Raw genomic sequence first — 12980 nt, 5'->3', positions numbered from 1 at the left:
CGATCCCGGCGGCGTGGAACGGCCGAGGCTTCGCTTGCACCAATTCGAAGCTTCGTCCAATTCTAAATTCCGCTACGGAGTTCTCGATGCAGGTATCGGACAAGGAACTGCGGCTGCATCAAAGTGTGGCCAACCAACTCATCCAGGATATCGGCAGCGGCACCTATCCGGTCGGTAGTCGCCTTCCGCCGGAGAGCGAACTCGCCACCCAGCTCGGCGTCAGCCGCTTCACGCTGCGTGAATCGCTGCGTTATCTCCAATCGCTCGGCCTCGTCACCCGGCGACAGGGGCACGGCACCGTCGTTCGCGCGAAGGAGGCGAACCGGCAGCTCAAGCTGACCGTGGGCTCCGTCTCCGACATCGAAAGCCACGGCCAGGTCACGCATCTCGTGGGGATCGACAAGCGGATCGTCGAGGCGGATGTCGCCCTGAGCCGCGACCTGCCATGCGATCCCGGCGAGCGCTTTCTCCATATCAGCTACAAGCGCGTTCCGGCCGGCGCCGACGACACGGTGCCACCCGCCCTCAACGACACCTATGTCGTCGAGCCGCTTGCCGCGGTCGGCGAGGCGGTCGGCGACCGGCTCGTCGGTCCGCTCTATCTCGAGATCGAGCGGATGTTCGGAGAGCGTATCGAAGTGATCGAGCAGGATGTCGGCGCGCTGAAGTTCGACCTCGACACCTGCCGCGCGCTCGGCGTGCCGCGAGGCAGCGTCGGGCTCAGGATCAAGCGGAGCTATTATAACCGCAGCGCCCGCCGGCTCATGGTGACCTACCACCGCTATGCGGGCGACCGCTTCTCACTCAACATGCGCATTCAGCACGGCTGACGCGTCCGCCGCCGCCGACGCCTCTCACAGAAGAAGCGTCCCCTCCGCCACCACCACCGCAGCGCCCGACAGCTCGACGCGCGCGGGCTTGCCGCCTTCGATCTCCACCAGCAGCGAGAGTTCGGAGGGGCGGCCCATCTCCATGCCCTGGGTGATCGTGATCGCGTGGGCTCCGTCGGCCGGCCGCTCCGCTTCGGCGAACACCGCCGCGAACGCGACGGCGGCCGATCCCGTCGCCGGATCCTCCTCGACGCCCATCTCGGGGGCGAACATGCGCGTCTGGAACGCCGCATCGCCGCGCCGTGCGACCACATAGACGGCGCGCCAATCCTGCGCGAAAGCGGTGTGCCAGAGGCTGTGATGCAGTGCGATCCGGCCGAGGATCGTCGCGTCCTTCACCGGCACCACCGTAAAGCGCGGCCCGCTGAAGGCGCCGGTCGGGGCGTAATCGTCGAAGCCGATCGCGTCGGCATGAAGGCCGAGCGCGGCGGCGGCGGCCATCGGGTCGACCTTCACCCCGCCCGCTTTCGGCAGCAATGGCGCGTCGATCGCCGCGCGTGTCGTGTCCGTTCCGTCGACGCGGGCGCGGACGAGACCGGCCGGCACCTCCATCGCGATCGCACCGTCCGCCCCCACGCCCCGCCGGGCGAGCGCCACGGCGGCGCCGACGGTCGGATGCCCGGCGAAGGGAAGCTCGGCCTTCGGCGTGAAGATGCGCGCCGACACGTCGTTCGCCGGGTCGGCCGGGGCGCGGATGAAGATCGTCTCCGACAGATTGAATTCCGCCGCGATCCGAAACATGTGCTCCGTATCGAGCCCGTCCGCGTCGTAGACGACCGCGAGAGGATTGCCGGCAAGCGGCGCCTCGGTAAAGACGTCGAGGATCTGATAGGGATAGGGCATAATTCCACCTCCGCTCGCTCGCCTCTAGCACAGCCGGGCGGCGAACGGACCACAATGCCGCGGTGCGCGACGCCGATGGGAGGATCGATGACGATTTGGACACGGACCGCGGCGGCCCTCGCCCTCGCGGCCATCGTGGCGACGAGCGTCGCCCCGGCGAACGCCGCTTCGTGCGGCAACAGCGCGGCCGGCTTCGATGCCTGGCTCTCCGATTTCAAGGCTCGCGCCGTGGCGCAGGGGATCAGCTCCAGCGCGGTGAACCGCTCACTCGACGGCGTCACCTATTCGAGCCGGGTGATCGGCTTCGACCGGAACCAGAAATCCTTTCGCATGTCGTATGAGGATTTTTATCGCCGCCGCGTCGACCAGCGGATGATCAATCGCGGCCGCTCCTATCTGCGGGACAATGCGGGCCTGATCGGCCGGATCGAGGATCGTTATGGCGTGCCGGGCGCGCTCGTCGTCGCCGTATGGGCGCTCGAAACCGGGTTCGGGCGCGACATGGGCGACCTGTCGATCATGCGCTCCCTCGCAACGCTCGCTTATGATTGCCGGCGGAGCGACTTCTTCACGGGCGAGCTTCTCGCCGCGCTGCGCATCGTCGACAAGGGCGACATGACGCCGGCGGAGATGAAGGGGGCCTGGGCCGGCGAAATCGGCCAGACGCAGTTCCTCGCCGAGCGTTATGTGAACTACGCCGTCGATTTTGACGGCAACGGCAAGGCCGACCTCATCCGCTCGGTGCCCGACGCCCTCGCCTCCACCGCGAACTGGTTCCGCCGCAATGGCTGGCGTCCCGGCGCGCCGTGGGGTCCCGGCACCGCGAACTATGCGGTCATCGGCAAGTGGAATCGGGCGGAAGTCTATCAGCGGACGATCGCCGCCCTCGCCGACGAGCTCGCCCAATAGATCCGGCGACCGAGGCCGGACCGATGCGCCGGCCTCGTCCCACCCGACGCATCCCGCCTGCCGCGCCCTCTCTGCCCCGGCCGCTCTGCCTCAAGGCTTGGCGCCGAGCGCCCCTTTCTCGGTGAGCCAGGCGCGGATGATCGCCTTGTGGCGCCGCCCGTCATAACTCGGGAAGTGGCCGCCATGGACGACCCGCGCCGGGATATCGAACAAGCGCGCCATGCTCGCCACATAATCGGCCGCGTTCGCGTGATAGGTGTCTTCCACCAGCGGGCCGTCATAGACGATGTCGCCGGAGAAAAGGATGCCGGTCTCCGCCTCCCAGAGCGCGACGCCGCCGGGAGAATGGCCGGGCGTGTGGATCACCTCGAACCGCCGATCGCCGAGATCGACGAGATCACCGTCGGCGACGAAACCGGTCGCCGCCGCGCTCGTCACGCCATAGTCGGACGAGGCATAGGGCGCGGGCGGTAACGCTTCGAAGATCGCGTCGGTCGCATAGGGATTGGCGAGCGTCGCGGCCCGCGTCGGATGGGCGAGAATATCCGCCTCGGCCGGATGGACGATCCGCTCGGCAAACTCGTGATGACAGCCGATATGGTCGAAATGGGTGTGGCTCGCGAGCGCGGTGAGGCGCTTTTCAGTGACGAGCGGCACATGCGCGCGAAGGCTCACGACGCCCATGCCCGAATCGATGAGCAAATCGCGGTCCCGGCCGCGCACATGCCAGATATTGCAGCGATAGAAGGCTTTGATGAACGGCTCGTCGATCAGCGTGACGCCGTCGCCCACATGCTGTACGCGATACCAGCGATCCGCATCGACACGCTCCATCGCCTCTCCCTTTGCGAACGGCCCGACACGCCCCATCTCGAGGCGGCCTCGCCGGAACGGGACCATCGCCGCCGGCTCCGCATCACCCTGACATGCGCGGCCCGGAGGCGGTAGGGCGTCGACAAGAACCCGGACGGGAGGAACAATCGTGGCTGCCATCAGCGAGACCCCACGGGTCGCCGCGCACGGGGACGACCCGTCGGTCGGCGTCGCACTCATGGTCGTGGCGATGCTGCTCGTCCCGATCGGGGACACGCTGTCGAAGCTCCTCACCGAACACATCCCGCCGGTCGAGATCGCGTTCTGGCGCTATCTCGTCCAGAGCGTGTGCCTGCTCGCGCTCGCCGCCATCATGCGACGCAAGGTGCGCGGCCTCACCGACCCTCTCCTTTTGCTCGGCGGGGTGACGAGCGGCGCTTCGCTCCTCTTCCTCGTCACGGCGTTCCAGGTGATGCCGATCGCGACGGCGATCGCGATCTTCTTCGTCGAGCCGCTTATTCTGACGATCCTGTCGGCCCTGTTCCTCGGGGAGCGGACAGGCTGGCGACGGTTGAGCGCGGTCGCGGTCGGCCTCGTCGGCGCGGTGATCGTGATCCGGCCGGGCTGGTCGACCTTCGGCTGGTACGCGCTCCTGCCCCTCGCCGCGGCCCTCGCCTTCGCGATGACGATGGTCGTCGTCCGCCGCGCCTCGCGAAAATATCCCCCGCTCACCACCCAGTCGGCGATCTCGATCAACGCGACGCTGTTCCTCGCGCTGGGTCTCGCGATCCTGACATTGAGCGGCGCCTCGGACGGGCCGACCCTCGACGTTCCGTCTTTCGTGTGGATCGCGCTCGGGGGGATGGGGCTTTTGTCGGGCCTCACCTTCCTGTTGGTCTCGCAGGCCTTCAGCCGCGTGCCGGCCTCGATCCTCGCCCCGTTCCAATATCTCGAGATCGTCGGGGCGACGACGCTCGGCTATCTCGTCTTCAACGAGTTCCCCGACGCCATGACATGGCTCGGCACCGCGATCATTCTCGGTTCGGGGGTCTACGTCTTCGCGCGCGAACGGCGACTTGCACTCAACCGGCCGATTCTCTCCACCAAAGGCCGCTGAGGCGGCGGCCTTTAAGGCCCCCGCACCCGACCGGATTTCAGAGGCTCTGCGGCTTCACCCGCGCTCATTGGAGGGCGGGACGCCGTCGGAGGCGAGGTCCGCCTTCGTCTTTGCGATCACCTCGAGGAGGGCGGCCCGCACCTGCGGCGCGGCGGCGATCACCTCCGCCCCGTCCATGATCTCGGGCGCCTTCGACGGGAAATCCGCCGTCCAGCCGCCCGCCTCACGGATGATGAGAAGCGCGGCGAGGCAGTCCCACGCGTTGATGTGCGGCTCGTAGTAGCCGATCATCCGCCCGCACGCGACTTCGACGAGCATCAGCGCCCCGGACCCGCTGCGGATGAACATTCCGCCCGCTTCCATCAGATTGTCGATGAAGCGCGGAATGCTCCCTTTCGGAATGCGGAAATTCGCGCCGACCCCGAGGAGCCCTTGGTGGAGGCCGCTTCGCCCGTCGACATTGATCGCGACGCCGTTGAGGCTCGCCCCCTGCCCCTTCACGCCGAGGAAGAGCTCGTCCGTCACCGGGGCGAAGATGATCCCGACGACCGGCTCCCCGTGCTTCACCAAGGCGATCGACACGCACCAATCGTGCCGGCCGTGGACGAAGCAGCTCGTCCCGTCGATCGGATCGACCACCCAGAGATAGCCCGACCCACCCTCGGTGAGGCCGGTTTCCTCGCCGAGAAAGCCGTCCTCGGGAAAGCGCCGGCGAACCTCCGCCAGTATGAGATCCTCCACCGCCTTGTCGGCGACCGAGACGACATCCTGCCCGTTGATCTTCTCCTCGACCTCGAGCGCATGAAGATCGGCGAAATAGGAGACGGCGAGCGCGCCGGCCTCCATGATGACGGCGCGCACCATTTCGAGGCGGGCGGACAGTTCGGCATCGGCTGACATGGGAGACACTTTCGACGGAGGACGATCACGCCCGGTTTGGCGCATCGCGGGCGTCTCGGCAATTGCGGGAGATTCGCCGCGTTGACCTCGCCTCCCGCGACACGGCCCTATGTCGTCGGATATCGTGATCGAAACGGGAGATACGGGATGCCGCATTGGCGACGGGTGCAAGCGGTGCGCCCTTTCATCGAGCCTCGGGCTTTGGCTCTGTTGTTGGTCATCGCCGCGTGCGGCTGGATCTTCATGGGCGTCGCCGACGAGGTCATGGAGGGTGAAACCCACGCGCTCGATACGGCGATCCTCCTCGCACTTCGCGATGCGAACGATCCCAGCAACCCGCTCGGCCCGCGCTGGCTCGAAGAAATGGTACGCGACTTCACCGCCCTCGGCGGCTTCGGCATCCTCACCTTCATCACCTTCGCCGTCTCGGGGTTGATGCTCCTCCACGGCAAGGTGCGCACGACGCTCTTCCTTCTCGCCTCGATCGGTGGCGGCGTCGTCTTCTCCTCGCTCGCCAAGCATCTCTTCGACCGGCCGCGGCCGGATCTCGTGCCGCACGATTCGTTCGTGACGAGCGCAAGCTTTCCGAGCGGCCACTCGATGATGGCGGCGATCACGTATCTGACGCTCGCCGCGCTGCTCGCGCGCATCGAGCCGCGACGCTCGATCAAGATCTATCTCATCGGCCTCGCCTGCCTGATCAGCGGCTTTGTCGGCGTGAGCCGGGTCTATCTCGGTGTCCATTGGCCGACCGATGTTCTCGCCGGATGGACCGCGGGCGCGGCCTGGGCGCTGAGCTGCTGGCTGATCGCCAACTGGCTCGAACGAGCCGGCGAGATCGAACCGGAGGTGCGCGAAGTCACCCCGACAACCGACCATCCCGATTGACGACCAATCCGCGCCGGCCGCCTTTTTTTTGGGGAGGCCGGCGCGGGAGCCGATTGACGTAGTCGAGTAAGTCGACTAATTAGATCGACATTCAGAGCTAGAGTGACAGCATGCAGAACGTCTTCCGCTACGCCGCCACATCCGCCTCGTTCTTTCTGATCGTTCTCGCGATCCTCGGCTATGTGAACTCCGAGAACGGCCTCGTCGCCGACCATGGCCAGCAGCCGATGACGGCGGCGATGCATGGCGCCCTCTCCGGGCGCTGATCCTGCTCAGATCCGCGTGAGGAAGAGCACCAGCCCCGGCAGGAGGATGGTGAGAAGCAGCGCGAGACTGAGGACGATATAAAACGGGATCTGGTGGCGCATGACCTCCGTCACCGAACAGTCCGCGATGCGCGCCGTGAGGTAGAGGAGCAATCCGACCGGCGGCGTCACGTTCCCGTAAACCAGTGCGACACACAGGATGATCCCGAAATGCACGGGGTCGAATCCATAGGCGAGCCCCAGCGGGTGCAGGACCGGCACCAGCACGATCACCGCCGCCGTCACGTCCACGAAGCAGCCGATCACCAACACGAACGCGACGATGATCGCGACCGCGATCCATGGGCTGTCCGTCAGCGCCTGGACGGTCGCGACGATGGTGGTCGGCACGCGTTCGAGGGCGAGCACCCAGCCGAACACCCCCGCCGCGGCGATGATGAGGCCGACGATCCCCGTCGTCAGCGCCGCATCGGCGACGGCACGGCCGAGCTCGGCCATCGTCATCGAGCGATAGAGGAAGAGCGTCACGCCGAGCGCGTAGACGACGGCGACGGCCCCCGCCTCGGTCGGCGTGAAGACGCCGAAGAGGATGCCGCCGATGATGATGAGCGGCGTGATGAGCGCCGCCACGGCATGGCGCGCCGCGGCGAATCGGGCCCGCCACGTCGCCTTTTCCGCGCCGCCCCAGCCGTGCCGATCGGCCTCGATATAGTTCACCACGAAGAGGCCGATGGTGATGAGAATGCCGGGCACGATGCCGGCGAGAAAGAGATCCCCCACCGAGACCCCGGCGAGCGAGCCATAGACGACCATGATGATCGACGGCGGAATGATCGGCCCGATCGCCGCCGACGAGGCTTCGAGCGCGGCGGCATAGCCCGCCGGATAGCCCGCCCGCTTCATCGCCGGGATCATGATCGACCCGGTCGCCGAGGCGCTCGCCGCCGAGGATCCCGTCAGCGAGGAGAAGATCGCGCTCGCCGCGACGTCGACCTGCGCGAGGCCGCCGCGCCAATGGCCGACCATCGCCTCGGCGAGCCCGATCATGCGCCGCGAGAGGCCGCCTCGCTCCATGATCGCCCCGGCGAGGATGAAGAAGGGTATGGCGAGGAGCGAGGTGGAATCGATCAGCACGAAGAGGCGCTGCGGCACCACCTCGAGCGGCAGCCGCATCGGCGAGGTGAGGAGCGCGAGCGCGCCCGACAGCCCCATCGCCGCCGCGACCGGCACGCGCAGGAGGAGAAGGCCGAAAAAAGCGACGGCGAGCGTGATCAGCATGGCGGGCGCCGCCGGTTCATCGTCATGCGCGATCCGATCGGCGCGACAGGGCCAGCTCGGCGAGGTGGGCGAGCGCGAAAATCGCCGTCAGGACGCCGAAGATCGGCAGGATCGCCTGAATGTGCGCCATCGACCAGCCGGTCGCCGGCGCCGTCGTCGTCGTGTTCACCGCCATCAGACCGAGCCCGCCCGTGCCGATGATGGCCGCGAACACGATCATCGCGAGGTCGCCGAGCACAAGGAGCGGCGTGCGCGTCGCGGGCCACGTGTCGTCGATCACGGTGATTGCGATGTGCTGAGCCTTTCGCGTCGCGAGCGCACCGGCGAGGAAGACGAGCCAGATGAACGCGTAGCGCGCCGTCTCGTCCACCCAGGGCAACGCGTTCGAGAAGAGATAGCGCAGCAGCACCTGAAGGAAGTTGATCCCCACGATATACGCGAACAGCATCACCAAGACGGCGGTGACGACCCGTTCGAGGACGGCGACGAGACGCATCGGAAAGGCTTTCGCGTGGGGCTGGAGAAGCGCGGCGCCCGATCCTGTCGGAGCGCCGCGCGCTGTCGGCGTCGTGGCCGGCTCAGCTCTTCGGCTGGCGGGCGTCGAGGAGAAGCTGCAACAGCTCCTGCCCTTCTTCGCCGAGCGGCTCGATCAACTCGGCCCAGGTGCCTTCCACCGCGGACCGCATCGCCTCCCGCTCCGGCTCGTTCACCGCGATCCCGTCCTGCGAGCGCAGCGCCTCGAGCGCGGCCTCGTTGTCCGCCCGCGCCTCGCGGCGCTGCTCGGTGAAGGCCTCGCGCGCCGCCTCCGTCACCGCGGCCTGCTGGTCCTCGGTGAGGGCGTCGAAGGTGCGAGCGCTGATCACGAGATGGATCGGGTTATAAAGATGGCGCGTCAGGCTGTAATAATCGGACACCTCGTCGAAGCGCTGCTGCTTGACGACGGCGGGCGTTCCCTCCGCGCCGTCCACGATGCCGGTCTGCATCGCGGTATAGACCTCGGCATAGGGGATCGGCGTCGGCGAGGCGCCGAGGGCCTTCATCGGCAGGATATGAAGCTGCGCCTCGGGAACGCGGATCTTGAGACCCTTGAAATCGTCGACGGTCTCAATCGCGCGCTCGGTGTTGAAGACGGACCGGAAGCCGAGCTCCCCCCATGCGAGGACGCGCATACCGGCCTCGCGCGCCAACGCCTCGGAGAGGCGGTCGCCGAAAGCGCCGTCGAGTGCGCGGTCGGCATGGTCCGCGTCGTCGTAGCTATAATAGAGAGCGGCGACGACCATCACCGGCGCGAGATTGGCCGTATAATCCGGTCCCGATGAGGTGAGATCGACCGAGCCGAGCTTGATCCCCTCGTATAGATCCCGCAATCCGCCGAGCTGTCCGGCCGGAAAGACCTCGACGGCGACGGCGCCCTCGGTCTTCTCGTCGACGAGCGTCGCAAACCGCTCATAGGCGCGATGCGTGGCACTGTCGGTCGATTCGATGTGCGCGGCGCGCAGCGTCACATCCTGAGCCGCCGCCAACTGGACCGATCCAGCGACGACGGCAGCACAAAGCACGAGCTGTTTCAGCACGGCGTTCCCTCCCCAGGGTTTTGCAGCGGGCGTCTTTGCACCCTTGCTTGCAGGCAAAACAGTCGCGGGCGGATACTGCCCTGTCAAGGTGTCGCACCCACGTCGCCGAATGCTGGCTGTGGGATCTCGGCCGGCGACCCTCTCGCGCACCATGACCCGAGGCCCGCAGACTGCACGCCTTTGATGGCCTCGTCGGCGCACCGAAGTCGTCGCGGACGAGATCGATGGATGGATCCGACCAATATTCTCGACGTTTGTTCAATTTAGAGTTCATCAAAGGATCGCCGGGTCGGGCGCGAAGTGATCCAAAAGAATCGTTCCTGTGTTCGCGTTGCGACGCGACGGGATGCTCCACATCGGGCGTGGCCGACACACCTAGAGGTGTGCTAGGCTTGCCGCTATGAGATGCTTTACCCAAAAGCGTCTCAATTCCCTCGAACCGACACCGCCCATGCTCACTGTTTCACCACCGGCCCAAGGGGTCCGCGCGAAAGCCGCCACGGACGGGCGGACGATCTATGGCGAAGTGCGCGAGGCGATTCTCAACGGCGCCTTCTCGCCCGGAAGCCGCCTGCCGACCGAGCGCGACCTCGCCGATCAGTTTCACGCCACGCGCTCGACCGTCCGCAAGACCATGAGCCGCCTCGCCGCCGAGGGGCTGATCGTGCGCCATGTCGGACGGGGCACGTTCGTTTCCGAAGGCATCGCGCGGGCGACCAAGCCCGAGGAGGAATTCTCCCTCGCCGAGCTTCTCGAAGCGCGGCTCCTCTTCGAGCCGAACCTGCCCGATCTCGTCGTCGAGCGGGCGAGCGAAGCCGATATCGACGCGATGGACGCCTGTGTCGAAGCGATGCGCGCCGCGCCCGACTGGGTGTCCTTCAAGGAGGCGAAATACGCCCTCCATCTCGCCATCGCCCGCGCGTCCGGCAATCGGTTCATCGTCTCGATCTTCAGCCAGATCCTCGCCTCTCGCCGCCGGGCGGGGTGGGACCGCGCCGGCGAGCGGCCGATGCTCCTCTCCGCCGTGCGCGAAGCCGCCTACGAGGAGAATGTCGAGATCGTCGACGCCCTCAAGGCCGAGGACGCCGACACCGCGCGGCTCGCGATCCGCAACTATCTCGTCCGCACCCTCTCCGCCGCTGGAATGAGCTGAGCCGAACGGCGCGCCACGCGCGCCCGCACCGGCTCTCGCACTGCACGCCCTTGTGGTCTACGAGGGGAGCGGTGCGACACGGGCTCCCGCCGCGCCGCCCTTCCAAGGAGACGTTGATCCATGAAATTCGTGAGCTTCACCCGGCTCGGCACCCGGGGCTTCGGCGCGGTCGTCGACGGCGGTGTCGTCAACCTCACCCGCCGGCTCGGCCATCGGTCCGACACGCTGAAGAGCGCCATCGCGAGCGACGCGCTCGCCAGCGCCGCCGAATATGTCGACGGCCGCGCGCCGGACTTCGCGATGTCCGACATCACCTTCCTGCCGTTGATCCCCGACCCGGCGAAGATCTTCTGCATCGGCGTCAACTACGAGGAGCACAAGGCCGAGACCCAGCGCCCCGACGTCGACCATCCGACGATTTTCACCCGCTGGGGCGACAGCCTCGTCGGCCACCGCCAGGCCCTCATCAAGCCGAACGTGTCGAACCGCTTCGACTATGAAGGCGAGATGGCGATCATCATCGGGCGCGGCGGGCGCAACATCCCGGCCGAAAAGGCGTTCGACCACATCGCCGGCTACTCGATCTTCAATGACGGCTCGGTGCGCGACTTCCAGCGGCACACGTCCCAGTTCACGCCGGGCAAGAACTTCCCCGGCACCGGCGGCTTCGGCCCCTATCTGGTGACGCCGGACGAGGTGGGCGACTACACGAAGCTGCCGATCGAGACGCGCCTCAACGGCGAGGTTCTCCAGAAGGCGACGCTCGACGACCTCATCTTCACGATTCCGACGCTGATCGAATACATCTCGACCTTCACGCCGCTGACCCCCGGCGACGTCATCGCCACCGGCACCCCCGGCGGCGTCGGCGACAAGCGCCAGCCGCCGGTCTATATGCGCCCCGGCGATACGGTGGAGATCGAAGTCGGCGTGCTCGGCACGCTCGTCAATCCGGTGATGGCGGAGATGTAATCGCCCGGTCCGCCCACGCGGCGGACCCTCGCCGGCGGCCCCCTTCCGCCGGCCCCTTCCGATGCCGACCGCGCCGGAACGGGAGAGGAAACACGCCGCGCCCGCGAGGGGGCGGCGCTCGAGAATGATCATCCGCCAATCGGATGGCACGAGGAGCGCACGGGAATGATCAACGACAACGTCAACGCCTTCGTCGAGACCTTCGAGATCGAGGGCAAGGCCGACGGGCCGCTCGCCGGACTGACCTTCGCGGCCAAGGACATCTACGACGTTGCCGGCCATGTCACCGGTTGCGGCAATCCGACCTGGGCCGAGACGCACGCGCCCGCGAGCGCGCATGCCGCGCCCGTGAGGACACTCCTCGAGGCCGGCGCGAAGCTCGTCGGCAAGACGCACACCGACGAACTCGCTTATTCGCTGATGGGCGCCAACGCCCATTATGGCACGCCGACGAACAGCGCCGATCCGCGGCGTATGCCGGGCGGCTCCTCCTCGGGGTCGGTCGCCGCCGTCGCGGCCGGGCTCGCCGATATCGGCCTTGGCAGCGACACCGGCGGATCGGTGCGCATGCCGGCCTCTTTCTGTGGCGTGTGGGGCCTCCGCCCGACGCATGGCCGCGTCGCAATCGAAGGGACGATGCCCGTCGCCCCCTCCTTCGACACCGTCGGCTGGTTCGCCCGCGATCTCGACACGCTGACGCGGACCACTGCCGCGTTCGGCCTGCCGACCGCGGCCCCCACCCCGCCCCGCGTCCTTCTGCCGGTGGACCTGTGGGCCTGCGCGAATGAGGCCACCGTCGCGGCGATGGTGCCGCTCCTCGCGCGGATCGAGGCGGCGCTCGGGCCGGCGGTGCCCGTCATCCTGGCGCCCGAAGGGCTCGCGAACTGGTTCGAGGCGTTCCGGGTCGGTCAGGCGGCAGAGGTGTGGCAATCGCACGGGGACTGGGTTCGCGCCCAGTCACCGCGGTTCGGTCCGGGTGTCGCCGACCGCTTCCGCATCGCGAGCGAACTCACGCCGCAAATGTGGGAAGACGCGCGGGCCACGCGGGCAAAGATCACGCGCCGCCTCACCCAGATGCTCGCCGACGGGGCGGTGCTCGTCCACCCGACCGGGCCGAGCCCGGCGCCCTTCGTCAACGACGACGAGGCGACGCTGAACGCCTTCCGCAACCGCGCGCTTCAAATGCTGTGCCCGTCGGGCCTCGCGGGATTGCCGCAACTGTCGATGCCGGCAGGGATCGTCGATGGCGGGCCGGTGGGCTTCAGCGTCACCGCCGGCCGCGATCGGGAGGGCCAGCTCTTCACGCTCGCCGACATCGCTCGCCGCGCCTGAGGCCGATTTACGGGGAAGGCCCGGCTCGGCCCTGTCGCATCCTTC

At 67.4% G+C, this 12980-nt stretch carries 14 protein-coding genes; 8 read left to right on the top strand and 6 right to left on the bottom strand.

Annotation, left to right across the window (positions count from 1 at the left end):
- Positions 1-86 precede the first annotated feature (86 nt).
- A complete protein-coding gene (locus tag L1787_RS04850) occupies positions 87-830 on the top strand; it encodes a GntR family transcriptional regulator (RefSeq protein ID WP_235707409.1) in 744 nt (247 codons plus the stop codon).
- 24 nt (positions 831-854) lie between these two features.
- Here L1787_RS04850 and L1787_RS04845 read toward each other — a convergent pair whose 3' ends face one another.
- A complete protein-coding gene (locus tag L1787_RS04845; protein ID WP_235707408.1) occupies positions 855-1733 on the bottom strand; it encodes a PhzF family phenazine biosynthesis protein in 879 nt (292 codons plus the stop codon).
- A gap of 87 nt (positions 1734-1820) precedes the next feature.
- Here L1787_RS04845 and L1787_RS04840 point away from each other — a divergent pair, with 87 nt between their 5' ends.
- Complete coding sequence (locus tag L1787_RS04840) at positions 1821-2642, top strand: lytic murein transglycosylase (RefSeq protein ID WP_235707407.1); 822 nt, start codon at positions 1821-1823, stop codon at positions 2640-2642.
- A 90-nt stretch (positions 2643-2732) separates the two neighbouring features.
- On the opposite strand, the gene L1787_RS04835 is transcribed toward L1787_RS04840, so the two are convergent.
- Entirely contained in the window at positions 2733-3476 is a 744-nt protein-coding gene (locus tag L1787_RS04835; RefSeq protein ID WP_235707406.1) for an MBL fold metallo-hydrolase, read from the bottom strand.
- Positions 3477-3624: 148 nt separating this feature from the next.
- On the opposite strand from L1787_RS04835, the gene L1787_RS04830 reads away from it, so the two are divergent.
- Complete coding sequence (locus tag L1787_RS04830) at positions 3625-4572, top strand: DMT family transporter (protein WP_235707405.1); 948 nt, start codon at positions 3625-3627, stop codon at positions 4570-4572.
- 54 nt (positions 4573-4626) lie between these two features.
- On the opposite strand, the gene L1787_RS04825 is transcribed toward L1787_RS04830, so the two are convergent.
- Positions 4627-5472 carry an inositol monophosphatase family protein gene (locus tag L1787_RS04825; RefSeq protein ID WP_235707404.1) on the bottom strand — a complete coding sequence of 282 codons (846 nt, stop codon included), beginning with the start codon at positions 5470-5472 and terminating at the stop codon, positions 4627-4629.
- A gap of 201 nt (positions 5473-5673) precedes the next feature.
- On the opposite strand from L1787_RS04825, the gene L1787_RS04820 reads away from it, so the two are divergent.
- Positions 5674-6360 carry a phosphatase PAP2 family protein gene (locus L1787_RS04820; protein WP_235707403.1) on the top strand — a complete coding sequence of 229 codons (687 nt, stop codon included), beginning with the start codon at positions 5674-5676 and terminating at the stop codon, positions 6358-6360.
- A gap of 110 nt (positions 6361-6470) precedes the next feature.
- Entirely contained in the window at positions 6471-6626 is a 156-nt protein-coding gene (locus L1787_RS04815) for a hypothetical protein (protein ID WP_235707402.1), read from the top strand.
- Between the two features lie 6 nt (positions 6627-6632).
- On the opposite strand, the gene L1787_RS04810 is transcribed toward L1787_RS04815, so the two are convergent.
- The 3 genes from L1787_RS04810 to L1787_RS04800 form a co-directional block, all read right to left on the bottom strand.
- On the bottom strand, positions 6633-7904 hold the full coding sequence (locus L1787_RS04810) for a TRAP transporter large permease (protein ID WP_235707401.1): 1272 nt from the start codon (positions 7902-7904) through the stop codon (positions 6633-6635).
- Positions 7905-7926: 22 nt separating this feature from the next.
- On the bottom strand, positions 7927-8400 hold the full coding sequence (locus L1787_RS04805; RefSeq protein WP_235707400.1) for a TRAP transporter small permease: 474 nt from the start codon (positions 8398-8400) through the stop codon (positions 7927-7929).
- 82 nt (positions 8401-8482) lie between these two features.
- Positions 8483-9478, bottom strand: a complete 996-nt coding sequence (locus tag L1787_RS04800) for a TRAP transporter substrate-binding protein (RefSeq protein ID WP_235707399.1) — start codon at positions 9476-9478, stop codon at positions 8483-8485.
- 451 nt (positions 9479-9929) lie between these two features.
- Between L1787_RS04800 and L1787_RS04795 the strand changes: the two genes are divergently transcribed.
- The 3 genes from L1787_RS04795 to L1787_RS04785 all read left to right on the top strand — a co-directional run bounded on the left by L1787_RS04795 (position 9930) and on the right by L1787_RS04785 (position 12935).
- Entirely contained in the window at positions 9930-10631 is a 702-nt protein-coding gene (locus L1787_RS04795; RefSeq protein ID WP_235707398.1) for a FadR/GntR family transcriptional regulator, read from the top strand.
- Between the two features lie 120 nt (positions 10632-10751).
- Positions 10752-11603 (top strand): fumarylacetoacetate hydrolase family protein, encoded by an 852-nt coding sequence (locus tag L1787_RS04790; protein ID WP_235707397.1) that lies wholly within the window; start codon positions 10752-10754, stop codon positions 11601-11603.
- Positions 11604-11768: 165 nt separating this feature from the next.
- Positions 11769-12935: an amidase gene (locus L1787_RS04785; protein ID WP_235707396.1), complete on the top strand. Its 1167-nt coding sequence runs from the start codon at positions 11769-11771 to the stop codon at positions 12933-12935.
- The last annotated feature ends 45 nt before the right edge of the window (positions 12936-12980 follow it).

This window comes from Acuticoccus kalidii, assembly GCF_021556395.1.
GTDB lineage: Bacteria > Pseudomonadota > Alphaproteobacteria > Rhizobiales > Amorphaceae > Acuticoccus > Acuticoccus kalidii.
This window is presented reverse-complemented; position numbering and strand designations above follow the sequence as displayed.